This window comes from Ralstonia flatus (assembly GCF_958439105.1).
GTDB lineage: Bacteria > Pseudomonadota > Gammaproteobacteria > Burkholderiales > Burkholderiaceae > Ralstonia > Ralstonia flatus.
In genome coordinates this window covers 227349-240212 of the sequence record NZ_CAUDLI010000008.1, presented here as the reverse complement: position 1 = coordinate 240212, position 12864 = coordinate 227349, and the positions used below count along the sequence as shown (strand labels likewise).

Here is a 12864-nt window from a genome sequence, read left to right as displayed (position 1 = left end):
AGAAGCATCATGAAACGCACACTGCTCGCATTCGTTTTGGGTGGCGCCGCGCTGTGCGCCTCGACGGCGGCGCTGGCGCATGTGGACGTCGGCGTGGCGATCGGCGTACCTGCCGCGCCAGTGTATGTGGCCCCGGCACCGGTTTATGCACCGCCGCCGGTGGTGTATCGCCCGGCCCCGGTCTATGCACCTGCCCCGGTTGTTTATGGTGGCTATTACCGCGACCGTGACGACTGGCGTGAGCGTGAATGGCGCCGTCATGAGTGGCGTGAGCGCGAATGGCGCCACGATCACGGCTGGCACCGCGGCTGGGACCGCTAACGCCTGGCGCGATTAGATGCTGATTGGCACACGGGCCGCTCACTGAGCGGCCCGTTGCTTTTGCGCGCTCGAATGCCTGCGCAATCTGCAAAGCGACCTATGCTGACGTTGCGGCCCTTGCAATCCCGCTGCCGGCCGCACAGCACATGGGAGGACGCCATGTCGATCTCCAGCACACTCGACGGCTGCCTGCGCAGCAAAGGTTGCCTCTACGAGGTGATTCGTCATCCGCATACCCATACCAGCACCGAAACGGCCCGGGCAGCGCACGTCCCCGGCGACCGTCTCGCCAAGACGCTGTTGCTCGAAGACAAGCTCGGCTATGTCGCGGCCGTGTTGCCATCGACATATCACCTGCATCTGGCGGAGTTGCAAAAGGAATCGGGCCGCCTGGATCTCACGCTGGCCGATGAGTCGGAGTTGCGCGAAGTCTTCCGGGACTGCGATGCCGGCGCCGTGCCGCCCGTGGGCATGGCGTACGGCATGCCGACCTACATCGACAGCAGCCTGATGGCCCACGGCGACGTCTACTTCGAAGCCGGCGACCACGAAAACGTGGTGCATATGGACATGGATCAGTTCATGGCCTTGATGCGCGACGCCAAACCCGCCCACTTCGCGTATCGCATGCAGGGCATCCTCTTCTGAGGACGCATCGGGGCCGAGGACGTTGTCGTCACGGTCCGCAACGACGGGCCGTATCACCTCAAGGGAAGCTTCCGGATCGCCACCCAGAGCGGGCGCGAGTTGGCCGTAAAAGAAGGCCAGGGCATGGCTGTGCCGCTGCGGGCACGCGTTGAACAAGCCGTTCTATGACGGCTCGCACAAGCGCGTCGAGTTTGACACCAACCTCGACGCGCCTGTGCCCGATGCGCCTGCTTAACGCGTAACGGGCTTGTAGCGGATGCGCTTGGGCTTGGCGCCTTCTTCGCCCAGACGCTTCTTCTTGTCGGCTTCGTATTCCTGGTAGTTGCCCGGGAAGAATTCGACGTGCGAATCGCCTTCGAACGCGATGATGTGCGTGGCGATGCGGTCGAGGAACCAGCGATCGTGCGAGATCACCATCACGCAGCCGGCAAACTCGAGCAGCGCATCTTCCAGCGCACGCAGCGTTTCGACGTCGAGGTCGTTCGACGGCTCATCGAGCAGCAGCACGTTGCCGCCCGAGATGAGCGTCTTGGCCAGATGCAGGCGCCCGCGCTCACCGCCCGACAGCGTGCCGACGTGCTTCTGCTGATCGCCACCCTTGAAGTTGAAGCGGCCGATGTAGGCCCGCGACGGCGTTTCATAGCGGCCCACCGTGAGGATGTCCGAGCCGTTCGAGATCTCTTCGAAGACGGTCTTGTCTGCGGAAAGCGCATCGCGGCTTTGGTCAACGTATGCCAGCTTGACCGTCGGGCCGATCTTGATGGTGCCCGAATCCGGCTGCTCCTTGCCCGTGATCATGCGGAACAGCGTCGACTTGCCGGCGCCGTTCGGGCCAATGATGCCGACGATCGCGCCCGGCGGAATCGTGAAGCTCAGGTTGTCGATCAGCAAGCGGTCGCCATAGCTCTTGCTGACGTTCTGAAACTCGATCACTTCATTGCCCAGACGCTCGCCGGCCGGGATGAAGATTTCCTGCGTTTCGTTGCGCTTTTGATATTCCTGGCTGTTCAGCTCGTCAAAGCGGGCCAGACGCGCCTTGGACTTGGCCTGGCGGCCCTTCGGGTTCTGGCGCACCCATTCCAGTTCTTTCTTCAGCGCCTTCTGGCGCGCCGATTCGCTCGACTCTTCCTGCTTCAGGCGCGTCTCTTTCTGATCGAGCCAGGAGCTGTAATTGCCCTTCCAGGGGATGCCATGGCCGCGGTCGAGTTCGAGAATCCACTCCGCGGCGTTGTCGAGGAAGTAACGGTCGTGGGTCACGGCCACCACGGTGCCCGGGAAGCGCGTAAGGAACTGTTCGAGCCAGTCCACCGATTCCGCATCGAGGTGGTTGGTCGGCTCGTCCAGCAGCAGCATGTCGGGGCGAGAGAGCAGCAGCTTGCACAGCGCAACGCGGCGCTTTTCACCGCCCGAGAGGTGCTCGATCTTGGCGTCCCACGGCGGCAGGCGCAGTGCGTCGGCGGCAATTTCCAGCTGCAGTTCGACGTTGTCACCGGAGCCGGCGGCGATGATGGCTTCCAGGCGCGCCTGTTCTTCGGCGAGCTTGTCGAAGTCGGCACCTTCCTCGGCGTATGCCGCATAGATGGCTTCGAGCTGCTTTTGCGCATCCATCACTTCGCCCAGGCCGCTCTCGACCTCTTCACGCACGGTCTTGGCGGGATCGAGCTGCGGCTCCTGCGGCAGGTAACCGATGTTCAGGTTGGGCATCGGCGTGGCTTCGCCTTCAATGTCCTTGTCGAGGCCGGCCATGATCTTCAGCACGGTCGACTTGCCCGAGCCGTTCAGGCCGAGCACACCGATCTTGGCGCCCGGGAAAAACGACAGCGAGATGTCCTTGAGGATCTGGCGCTTGGGCGGAACGATCTTGCCCACGCGGTTCATGGTGAAAACGTACTGTGACATGGCGTAGAAGCGGGGGGAAACGCATGAAATTGGGAACCCGCGGAGTGTAGCAAAGGGACAGCCCGCACCGGGCGCGAATCGCGGATAGGCGGCGCGGCGTTTGCGGCACAATCGGCGCGATCCGGCTCAAGATAACGGCATGCCTCGCTCATCGCCCCTCGCCCCGTTGCTGACCCGCCGCGCGCTGAACCGCGCGCTACTCGACCGCCAGTTGCTTCTGCGTCGCCGTCGCATGACACCGTTGGCGGCGATCGAGCGGCTGGTGGCGATGCAATCGCAAATTCCCCAGGCGCCGCACTACGGTTTGTGGTCACGGCTCGAGGGGTTTCGCACCGAGGCGCTCGACAAGCTGTTGACCAGCCGCCAAGCCGTGCGCGGCACGATGATCCGCTGCACGCTGCATCTGGCCAGCGCACGCGACTGCCAGGCGCTGCGCCCGCTGCTGGAGCCGCAGATGCAGCGCATGGCCTTCAGCAACGCGGGCAAGAGCATCGCCGATATCGACCCCGCAGCATTGCGCGCGGCGGGCCGGGCCGCGTTGGCGGATGGCCCGCTGACCGCCGTGCAGTTAGGTGAACGCCTGCAACCGCTGTGGCCCAGGCATGATGCGACCGCGCTCGCGCGTGCCATCCCGTTGCTGGAACCGCTCGTGCAGGTACCGCCACGCGGCCTGTGGCGTGGCTCTGGGCAAGCGACGCTGACCACCGCCGCCGGCTGGCTGGGCGAGGCCGTCGAACCCGCCGCCACGGCCGAGGCCTTGGTGCTGCGCTACCTCGCCGGCTACGGCCCGGCCTCGGTGGCCGATATGCAGGCGTGGTCGGGGCTCACCCGGTTGTCGGCGGCGTTCGAGACATTACGCCCCCAACTGAAGACCTTCGTCGACGAGCACGGCGTCGAGCTGTTCGACCTGCCGCGCGCCCCGCGGCCCGATGCCGACACGCCAGCGCCGGTACGTTTTCTCCCGGAACTCGACTGCGCGCTGCTGGCACATGCAGACCGTGCCCGCATTCTCGACGATAGCCATCGCAAGGCGATCTACACGAAGAACGGCATCCTGCCGCCGACGCTGCTGATTGACGGCTTTGTCGCCGGCACCTGGAAGCTGGAGATGGCGCGCGAGCAAGCCACGCTCACGCTGTCACCTTTTGCCAAGCCGGCCAAACCGGACATGAGGGCATTGGAGGAGGAAGGCGCGCAATTGCTGGCCTTTGCCGCCGCGCATTGCGCTGCGCACACCATCCGCTTCGCGCAATAAAAAAGGCGCCCGCATGGGGCGCCCTTCCGATGCTGCGGAGGCTGGGCCTCGTTACATCGTCATCATGTTGGCGTTCATGTTATGCATGACCCACAGCGAGCCGACAACGACAATCGCCAGGATCAGCAGCGTGAACAGGAAAGCCATCACGTTCCAGCGCTGGGCGGACGAGCCGTCCAGGTGCAGGAAATAGATCAGGTGCACGACGATCTGGACAACCGCCAGGGCCATCACCGTCACCAGCACCGTCTGGTGCGAGTAGCCGCCGTCCATCACCATCTTGAACGGGATGGCCGTGAGGATCACCGCCAGCACGAAGCCGATCAGGTAGCCCTTGACGGTGGCATGACCGGCGCCGCCAGCCGAATGACCGTGCACATCGTCGTGGGCGATGGCGGTCGTTGCGTTGGTCTGTTCCATTTACATCGCTCCCAGCAGATACACGACGGTAAATACGCCGATCCACACCACGTCCAAGAAGTGCCAGAACAGGCTCAGGCACGACAGGCGGGTCGATTGCGTCGGGGTCAGGCCTTTGCGGCTGATCTGCCACATCAGGACGATGATCCACAGCATGCCGCTCGCCACGTGCAGGCCATGCGTGCCGACCAGCAGGAAGAACGACGACAGGAATGCGCTGCGGCTCGGGCCCGCACCTTCTGCGATCAGGTGATGGAATTCGTTGATTTCCATGCCGACGAACGCGGCGCCCAGCAGCAGGGTGATGCCGAGCCACAGCATCACTTGATCTTTGCGGCCGTTCTGCAGGCTGATCATCACCATGCCGTAGGTGATGGACGACACCAGCAGAATGCCGGTTTCGATCGCCACGTACGACAGATCAAAAAGCTCCTTGCCCGTCGGGCCGCCGGCCGTCGCACCGCGCAGGACGCAGAACGTGGCAAACAGCGACGCGAAGATGATCAAGTCGCTCATCAGGTACACCCAGAAGCCGAAGACCTTGGTGTCTGCGGCATCGTGGTGGTGCGCATGGTCATGCGCGTGGTCGTGGTCGTGGCCGTGCGCGTGACCGTGCGCGGCGTGACCGTCTAGAACATTGGAAGCCATGGTTTAAGCCTGCGAACCGATACGTTGGAAGTAGGCCGACTCGGTCTCGTGAACCTCGTGAGCGGGCACGTAGTAATCGATGTCGTCGTTGTTGCTGCGGAGGATGAAGCTGCCGATCATGCCGACCAGGCCGAGCACGGCCATCCACCAGATGTGCCAGATCAGCGCGAAGCCCATCACGATCGAGAACATGCCGATGAAGAAGCCGGCGCCGGTGTTCTTCGGCATGTGGATCTTCTCGTAGCTCGGTGCAACCTGCGTCAGCACCTCGCCGCGCGCCTTCATGTCGGCAAAGGCGTCGATGTCACGGATGACCGGCACGCGGGCGAAGTTGTAGTGCGCCGGCGGCGAAGACGTCGCCCACTCCAGCGTACGGCCGCCCCACGGATCACCAGTCAGATCGGCCAGCGCATGACGGTTCCGGATGCTCACGAAGATCTGGATGAGCTGCGAAGCGATACCGCAGGCGATGATCGCGGCGCCGATCACGGCGACGATCAGCCACGGCTGCCATGCCGGGTTGTCGGTATGGTTCAGACGACGCGTCATGCCCATGAAGCCGAGCACGTACAGTGGCATGAAGGCGGTGTAGAAGCCCACGAACCAGCACCAGAAGGCGCGCTTGCCCCACTTCTCGTCCAGCTTGAAGCCGAAGGCCTTCGGGAACCAGTAGGTGATACCAGCCAGGTAACCGAACACCACGCCACCGATGATGGTGTTGTGGAAGTGAGCGATCAGGAACAGGCTGTTGTGCAGCAGGAAGTCGGCGCCCGGCACAGCCAGCAGCACGCCGGTCATCCCGCCGATCACGAAGGTGATCATGAAGCCGATCGTCCACAGCATCATCGAGTTCAGCTCGACGCGGCCGCGGTACATCGTGAACAGCCAGTTGAAGATCTTCACGCCCGTCGGGATCGAGATGATCATCGTCGCGATACCGAAGAACGCGTTGACGTTCGCACCCGAGCCCATGGTGAAGAAGTGGTGCAGCCACACCAGGAACGACAGCACGGTAATACCGGCGGTCGCCCACACCATCGACGTGTAGCCGAACAGCTTCTTGCGCGAGAACGTCGAGACGATTTCCGAGAACATGCCGAACGCCGGCAGGATCAGGATGTACACCTCGGGGTGGCCCCAGATCCAGATCAGGTTCACGTACAGCATGGCGTTACCACCGCCATCGTTCGTGAAGAAGTGCATGTCCAGGTAGCGATCAGCACCCAGCAGCGCCAGCGCCACGGTCAGCACCGGGAACGCAGCCACGATCAGGATGTTGGCGCACAGGGCAGTCCAGGTGAAGATCGGCATGCGCATCAGCGTCATGCCCGGCGCGCGCATCTTGAAGATGGTCGCGACGAAGTTCACGCCGGTCAGCAATGTCCCGAGGCCCGATATCTGCAAAGCCCAGATGTAGTAATCGACCCCCACGCCCGGGCTGTAGGCCAGCTCCGACAGCGGCGGGTACGCCAGCCAGCCGGTGCGAGCGAATTCGCCCACGCCCAGCGACACGTTGATCAGCACCACACCTGCAGCCGCCAGCCAGAACGACAGCGTGTTCAGGAACGGGAATGCCACGTCGCGCGCACCAATCTGCAGCGGCACGATCAGGTTGATCAGGCCCGTCATCAGCGGCATGGCCATGAAGAAAATCATGATCACGCCGTGCGCGGTAAAGATCTGGTCGTAGTGCTCAGGCGGCAGATAGCCGGCACCGCCGCCCGAGGCAACCGCCAGTTGCGAGCGCATCATGATGGCGTCGGCAAAGCCGCGCAGCAGCATCACGATGGCCAGAATGCAGTACATCACGCCGATCTTCTTGTGATCGACCGAGGTGATCCACTCATTCCAGAGGTAGGTCCACTTCTTGAGATAGGTGATCAGGCCGAACAGGCCCGCGCCACCCAGCAGAATGGCCGACACCGTCACGACCACGATGGGCTCGTGCAGCGGAATGGCCTCCAGACTCAACTTGCCAAACATCGTCAACTCCTAGGAATTCTTGGCCGCGCTCTTGGGCGCAGGCAGGGCGGACTGCACCGGCAGCGGACGCGTTGCCGCCTCAGCCGTGGCCGTCGTGCAGTTGGCGCCTTCGAGCGCCTCATCGAGCGTCAGGACCTTGTCCGAGTCACCCATGTATTTGTGCAGGATGCTGTGATACAGCGACGGGTCGACCGATGCATACGCCGCCGGCGGCACCTTCTCGCTCGGCTTGGACAGCTCGGCGTAGCCTTCCTTGGTCAGGTTCTGCGACGAGGCGCGGACCTGCTTGACCCAGGCGTCGAACTCTTCGTTCGTCATGGCCGTGGCCTTGAACTTCATGCCCGTGAAGCCCGAGCCGCTGTAGTTCGACGACATGCCGTCAAACACGCCGGTCTCGTTGGCGATCAGGTGCAGCTTGGTCTGCATGCCGGCCATGGCGTACACCTGGCTGCCGAGCTGCGGGATGAAGAACGCGTTCATCACCGTGTCGGACGTGATCTTGAAGTTGATCGGAGTGTTGGCCGGGAATGCGAGCTGGTTGACCGTCGCGATCTTCAGTTCCGGATAGATGAACAGCCACTTCCAATCGAGCGAGACGGCCTCGACCGTGATGGGCTTCACATCCGATTCGATCGGCTTGTACGGATCGAGCGCGTGCGTGGACTTGTAGGTGATCACGCCCAGCACGATGATGATCAGGCACGGGATCAGCCACACCACGGCTTCGATGGCGTTGGAGTGCGACCAGTCCGGCTCGTAGCGGGCCTTGGTGTTGGACGCGCGGTACTTCCACGCAAACACCAGCGTCAGCACGATCACGGGAATGACCACCAGCAGCATCAGGCCGGTCGCCACCAGGATCAGCGTCTTTTCTTCAGCCGCAATCATCCCCTTCGGGTCCAGGACCGTCAGGTTGCAGCCCGCCAGCAGGAGCGGGAGGCTTGCGGCGAGGAGCCGCTTCATATGTGGAACGAGTGTGTTCTTCATGTCTTGCACAATTGCGCCGGCGATGCTTCCGGACATCACGGGAGCCCAGCAGCCCAGACAGCGGCCACAAGGGGATAAACGCGGGAAATGAGGGAAGACCGAACTACCGGCGCCCCGAGTACAGCTGAGGTGCGGCAGCGGATCTTCGATCACATCAGGCGCCGGTCAGGGAGAAGCTGAACCCAACGCCCTCAGTTGGCGAGGCGGACTTCGCTCATGCCGGGCATGGGCGAGGTCGAACTCCGCCGCGTCGCACAAAGCGGCGGACGACAGATCGGGGGCGTGAAAGGTCGGAGCAGGCACTACGTCATGCGCCCGTTGGGGGAGCGCGGTTGGAAGTGGAATGCGGGCGCGATCTTACCGCCAGACGGCGCTTCGGATCGCGCTATCTGCTCAGGCAAATAGAAAGCGACGTCGATTGACAAGTGACGCCCGAGCCGTAGGGCTAGGGTTTACGTGCCTTTGCGGGTAAGCAAATCGAAAGTGCCTGTTGTTGCACTGCGACAATCAGCCACAGTGGCGCGCAGCCGACGTTGCCCCCAAATGTGCGCGCTAGCGTGGGATGGAGACGAGTCACCGAGGTGGCCCGCTTCCACTTTCCCTTACAGCGTCATTGGGCCAGCAGCCCGACAATCCTCACCAGCACAAGCCCGGCCGCCACCACGAGATAACCGCGCAGCACAAACATCCAGGTGCGTTTGAGCGGTGTCCAGCGGGCGGGCGTCAGATGATCGAGCGGCGGCATCGTCCAGTGATCGCGATCCAGCACGCTCACACGCTGCGGATGGTGCGGCCGATGCGTGCGCCGGTCGATGCGCCATAGCACCAGCGACATCACCACCGCGATCAGCGACCCGCCGAGCAGGATGGCGCCGATCTCGAATTCGCCGATGCCCGGGAAGAGCACGGCGGCCGTGAGGATGACGGACAACATCACAAGCACAGCCACTACACCGCCCGTGAAAATGTTCATCGCGCGGCCGTTCGTCCACGGGCCGAGCACCGCCTTGTCATTGCACAACAGCAGCAGGAACACTGTCGCACTTGGCAGCAGCACGCCGGCCAACGATTGCACCGCATTGGTCAACAGACCGAGCGGCACGCCGGGCGTCAGCACCAGCCCCGCGGCCAACAACGTCAGGCCGAAGTAGACCGCGTAGAAGCCTTTGGCCTCCGTCGGCTTGCGATGCAGCGAATGCCGCACAGCGAATACATCGCCAATCGCATACGCAGTCGACAGCGACACCGCACAGGCGCCGATGATGCTGGCATCCAGCAGCGCAATCGCAAACAGCACACCGGCCCAGCGGCCCGAGTGGCGCTCAAGGCCCTGCGCCGTGCCAAGCGCGTCGGTGTAGTTGCCGAACTCCGGCGTGCCGTGAAACGCCTGGGCGCTGAAGGCGATCATCGCCACCGCGCCCGCAATCACGAGGACGATGCCGAGCCAAAGGTCCGCACGCTCGTAGCGGATGAAGCGCGCCGTGATGCGCTTGTCGATCACGTAGCTTTGCTGGAAGAACAACTGCCACGGCGCCACCGTCGTCCCCACGATGGCAATGATCAGCAGCATCACCTCGGCCAGCGGCGCGCCTGCGGGCAGCGCCGGCACGAAGAAGTCGCGCGCCACCTGCCCCATCGGCGGATGCACCATCAAAAACACGGGGATCAGCGTGAGACTGCCGGCCACGAGCACCAGCGCAAAGCGCTCGAAGCGGCGGAAGTCGCCGGTGGATGCCGCCAGCATGACCAGCGCTGCGGCGGCGCACACGCCCCAGTGCCGCGGGATCCCGAGGTATTCCAGCGCGAGGCTGATGCCGATGAACTCCGTCACGAGCGTCAGCGCGTTCACCAGGAACAGGTCGATGACGGAGAAGCTGCCCCAGAACCTGCCGAAGCGCGCGAAGATCAATCGCGCATGGCCAACGCGCGTGACGGCGCCCAGGCGCAGCACCATCTCCTGGTTGACGTACAGCACGGGGATGAGCAACAGCAGCGTCCACAGCAGCGTGGTGCCGTAATTCTGCCCGGCTTGCGTGTAGGTGCCGAAGGCGCCTGCGTCGTTGTCGCCGACCATCACGATCAGCCCGGGCCCGAGGATGGCGAGCAGCGTCCGCAGACGCGCACGCCAGTTGTGACGGGCGCCCGTATCGTGATGCGCGATGGTGCCGAGCGCGCCGCGAATGTCGCCCACATGGGCGTCGTCGAGCGCGGCATGACGAGGTGGTGCGTCGATGCCCGAAGCGAATTGGGTCATGTCGACCTCCGTTGGGTGGGGTGTTGTCGGATTACCAGTACGTGCGCGACAGGCGCACAGCCGCTGCGGCGTAGCCATGGTTGGAAAGCGGCTGACCGCCGTCACCGGCCCGGCGGTTGGAGGTCACGGGCACGGCGTCGGCGCGCTCCGGTGCAGCAGCGCGCGGCTGCACGAATACCGAGCTGAACGGCAGTGCGATCGCCGAAAAACGGCGGGCGGGAACATTGAATTTGCGCATGAAACACTCCTCGCCGCGTGCGCATCCGCGTGGCACGCAGCAATGGCCGCACGCGTTGCACACACGCGGCGGCAGAATCGAAACGATCAAGGAGCGATGCAGACACCGCTGCCTTGCCAGGGAGGCAAGTCAGCAGCAGGGAACAACCGTGCGGCGGACTCGCCTAGTGGGATGAAGACGTCGGGTAAGGTCGACTCGGACTGTCCATATGGGTCCTCCTACGGTTAGAACTCGGCGTGGACGCGTACGCCGAAGAACTTGGCGGGCCCGCGGTCCCGGTTGTAGCCAGGGTTCTGGATCAACTGAAAATCAGGGCTGAGCATGATGCCCTTGACTGGTTGAAAGCTGTAAAACACTTCGAGTATGCGTTCATGGCCGTAATTCAAAGCGCCATCGCCCAGGAATGCGCCGTTGCCGCCTGCGGCCAGATAGGCGCGATGATCCGGGCCCAGCATGTTGAGCGAAAAGGCCGCTCCCAGCACATCGTCCGGACGCCCCCATGACGTACCCTTTAGCAGGCCACCAAACGACACGTTGCGCCCCGCCTCGGTAAAAGCATAGGTCTCCGTCTTATCGTCCGACCAATTCAATCGGGTGAAGAGGCCTACGTTTTCGCCCACCTTTTGCTCGAACGACAAACCCACGCCGACCTTGGCGTGCTCACGCCGGACCAGACTCAAATCGGGCTGGCCTGCGGCGGCTTGGCCAAGCGCAATGGCATCGCCAAAGCGGCCCATACGGGCAAAGTTTCGCCATCCGAGCAGGCGCACTTTGCCCTCCTGACCGAATAGCGTGTAGCTCTTTTCCAGTTCGAGCATGTCGCCGTAATGCTTGAGAAAACGCGTGTCGAGCGGCAAGCCGTTGGACTCCACCGGCTGGAGGAAGCGGCCCGCGCGCACGGCCCAGCCGAGCTCGCTATCGATGTACTCCAGCGCAAGCCCCCAGCTGTAGCCGCGAGCATCCGCCGCATAGTCGAACGACGGATGCGTCATGAACGACCAGTTCAGGAACTGCGTGCGCGGATCGTGCGCATACTCCACCGCATCGAACACGTCGAGCACGGGCAAGTTGCCTACGGTCAGTACCACGCGGCGCTTGTCGACCACGTCGGCGAACTGGTTGAAGTCGGCATCGACCTTTTCCGTGTCGCCACCCAGGCCCCACGTCTGGCGCAGGAACACCCGAGCGCGGTATAGCGTCGGATCGGTGCCCGTGACCTTGGCCAGTTCCCCGTTGGTGGGGCCGCCCAGCCCGTGCAAATCGGAGAATGCCTTGCCCATCACGACTTCGGGGTTGAAGTGGACCTCCGCACCCTTCCAGAGCCGCATGCCCAGATCAAGCGTGGTACTGAAGGAGTAACTGGTCGCCCGGTCTGCCGTCAGACTGTTGTCACCGCTGTACGGCGACTTGAACGCAGGTTTAGCCTGCCAGACCCACGTCGATTGACCATGAAAGCCAAAGCGATCGCCGAGCTCGCCCCCAGCGATAAGCGGGGTCGATTCGGCCGGCGCCGATGTTGGCGCTTCTGCAGCGTCGGCAGCCTGAGCAGACATCCATAGCAACGCCATGGCAGCAAGGATGTGCGGACGGCGGCATGCGCCGGCACGCAGCAGCGAGACGAGTGTGCGAACTGCCATCCGCACGGATTTGATGATGAAAACAAACAGCATGAGGCCCCCCTCGTTCGCTTCTGTGACGAACGTAGGCACGACCGGACACGGACCTCCCCTAGCGACACGCACGAACATGCGCGGCTACGTGGCCGTACCGGACAACAACAATCAAATTCAGGAAGGGGCTTACGCAGAGAACCTGCGCAAGAGCCACCACCCGCCGTGTAACACGACTAGGCAGCGGGAAGGCGCGAAAACGGTGCGCCGAGACTGTCTAGCCGTTCAATGTGCGATCGAAGATCGACTAGAACAACTGTCCATGGAGATTGACTCCGTAGCTATGACGGGGCGCAGAGTAACAAAGTGTTGTTGATGGCGGCAAGTGTTTTCTGCGGCCGTCGTGAAGCCCTTTGCGCGGCGGCAACATCCCGGGATGAGGCGCCCGCAAGCCTGTGTCGATACACTGCTGCGACGATCGAACGTCTGATCGATGGCGCTCACCACTGCGATATCACACGGAGGTTTTATGACGCGCTTGGCAACGCTACTCACCACGATTGCTGCCACCCTCGGCATGGCAGCCTGCTCGGCGGCCGGC

General features: G+C 63.2%; 11 protein-coding genes and 1 pseudogene. 4 read left to right on the top strand and 8 right to left on the bottom strand.

What is annotated here, in order from left to right:
* Positions 1–9 precede the first annotated feature (9 nt).
* The 3 genes and pseudogenes from R2676_RS18870 to R2676_RS18860 all read left to right on the top strand — a co-directional run bounded on the left by R2676_RS18870 (position 10) and on the right by R2676_RS18860 (position 1204).
* Positions 10–321: a hypothetical protein gene (locus tag R2676_RS18870; RefSeq protein WP_206274034.1), complete on the top strand. Its 312-nt coding sequence runs from the start codon at positions 10–12 to the stop codon at positions 319–321.
* A gap of 159 nt (positions 322–480) precedes the next feature.
* Positions 481–969: an aminoacyl-tRNA deacylase gene (locus R2676_RS18865; RefSeq protein ID WP_102067478.1), complete on the top strand. Its 489-nt coding sequence runs from the start codon at positions 481–483 to the stop codon at positions 967–969.
* A 6-nt stretch (positions 970–975) separates the two neighbouring features.
* A pseudogene (locus R2676_RS18860) lies at positions 976–1204 on the top strand (CDGSH iron-sulfur domain-containing protein).
* Here the strand turns inward: R2676_RS18860 and ettA are convergent.
* On the bottom strand, positions 1201–2868 hold the full coding sequence (gene ettA, locus R2676_RS18855; RefSeq protein WP_009241971.1) for an energy-dependent translational throttle protein EttA: 1668 nt from the start codon (positions 2866–2868) through the stop codon (positions 1201–1203). The pseudogene R2676_RS18860 and the gene ettA sit on opposite strands and share 4 nt — an antisense overlap.
* Before the next feature lie 139 nt (positions 2869–3007).
* On the opposite strand from ettA, the gene R2676_RS18850 reads away from it, so the two are divergent.
* Positions 3008–4123, top strand: coding sequence for a winged helix DNA-binding domain-containing protein (locus R2676_RS18850; RefSeq protein ID WP_206274036.1), 1116 nt, complete (start codon positions 3008–3010; stop codon positions 4121–4123).
* A 51-nt stretch (positions 4124–4174) separates the two neighbouring features.
* On the opposite strand, the gene R2676_RS18845 is transcribed toward R2676_RS18850, so the two are convergent.
* From R2676_RS18845 to R2676_RS18815, 7 genes are all read right to left on the bottom strand, one after another.
* Complete coding sequence (locus R2676_RS18845) at positions 4175–4543, bottom strand: cytochrome o ubiquinol oxidase subunit IV (protein ID WP_206274037.1); 369 nt, start codon at positions 4541–4543, stop codon at positions 4175–4177.
* Positions 4544–5191, bottom strand: coding sequence for a cytochrome o ubiquinol oxidase subunit III (cyoC, locus tag R2676_RS18840; protein ID WP_206274038.1), 648 nt, complete (start codon positions 5189–5191; stop codon positions 4544–4546).
* A gap of 3 nt (positions 5192–5194) precedes the next feature.
* Entirely contained in the window at positions 5195–7174 is a 1980-nt protein-coding gene (cyoB, locus tag R2676_RS18835; RefSeq protein ID WP_027680204.1) for a cytochrome o ubiquinol oxidase subunit I, read from the bottom strand.
* Positions 7175–7183: 9 nt separating this feature from the next.
* On the bottom strand, positions 7184–8137 hold the full coding sequence (cyoA, locus tag R2676_RS18830) for a ubiquinol oxidase subunit II (protein WP_102067474.1): 954 nt from the start codon (positions 8135–8137) through the stop codon (positions 7184–7186).
* A 634-nt stretch (positions 8138–8771) separates the two neighbouring features.
* Positions 8772–10415 (bottom strand): Nramp family divalent metal transporter, encoded by a 1644-nt coding sequence (locus R2676_RS18825; protein ID WP_206274039.1) that lies wholly within the window; start codon positions 10413–10415, stop codon positions 8772–8774.
* Between the two features lie 31 nt (positions 10416–10446).
* On the bottom strand, positions 10447–10653 hold the full coding sequence (locus tag R2676_RS18820) for a hypothetical protein (RefSeq protein WP_206274040.1): 207 nt from the start codon (positions 10651–10653) through the stop codon (positions 10447–10449).
* 224 nt (positions 10654–10877) lie between these two features.
* Complete coding sequence (locus tag R2676_RS18815; RefSeq protein WP_206274041.1) at positions 10878–12323, bottom strand: carbohydrate porin; 1446 nt, start codon at positions 12321–12323, stop codon at positions 10878–10880.
* Positions 12324–12864: the final 541 nt, after the last annotated feature.

Excerpts from the sequence above, each read along its gene's own strand:
- R2676_RS18870 (WP_206274034.1), top strand. The coding sequence starts at position 10 with ATGAAACGCACACTGCTCGCATTCGTTTTGGGTGGCGCCGCGCTGTGC.
- R2676_RS18865 (WP_102067478.1), top strand. The coding sequence starts at position 481 with ATGTCGATCTCCAGCACACTCGACGGCTGCCTGCGCAGCAAAGGTTGC.
- ettA (WP_009241971.1), bottom strand. The coding sequence starts at position 2,868 with ATGTCACAGTACGTTTTCACCATGAACCGCGTGGGCAAGATCGTTCCG.
- R2676_RS18850 (WP_206274036.1), top strand. The coding sequence starts at position 3,008 with ATGCCTCGCTCATCGCCCCTCGCCCCGTTGCTGACCCGCCGCGCGCTG.
- R2676_RS18845 (WP_206274037.1), bottom strand. The coding sequence starts at position 4,543 with ATGGAACAGACCAACGCAACGACCGCCATCGCCCACGACGATGTGCAC.
- cyoC (WP_206274038.1), bottom strand. The coding sequence starts at position 5,191 with ATGGCTTCCAATGTTCTAGACGGTCACGCCGCGCACGGTCACGCGCAC.
- cyoB (WP_027680204.1), bottom strand. The coding sequence starts at position 7,174 with ATGTTTGGCAAGTTGAGTCTGGAGGCCATTCCGCTGCACGAGCCCATC.
- cyoA (WP_102067474.1), bottom strand. The coding sequence starts at position 8,137 with ATGAAGCGGCTCCTCGCCGCAAGCCTCCCGCTCCTGCTGGCGGGCTGC.
- R2676_RS18825 (WP_206274039.1), bottom strand. The coding sequence starts at position 10,415 with ATGACCCAATTCGCTTCGGGCATCGACGCACCACCTCGTCATGCCGCG.
- R2676_RS18820 (WP_206274040.1), bottom strand. The coding sequence starts at position 10,653 with ATGCGCAAATTCAATGTTCCCGCCCGCCGTTTTTCGGCGATCGCACTG.
- R2676_RS18815 (WP_206274041.1), bottom strand. The coding sequence starts at position 12,323 with ATGCTGTTTGTTTTCATCATCAAATCCGTGCGGATGGCAGTTCGCACA.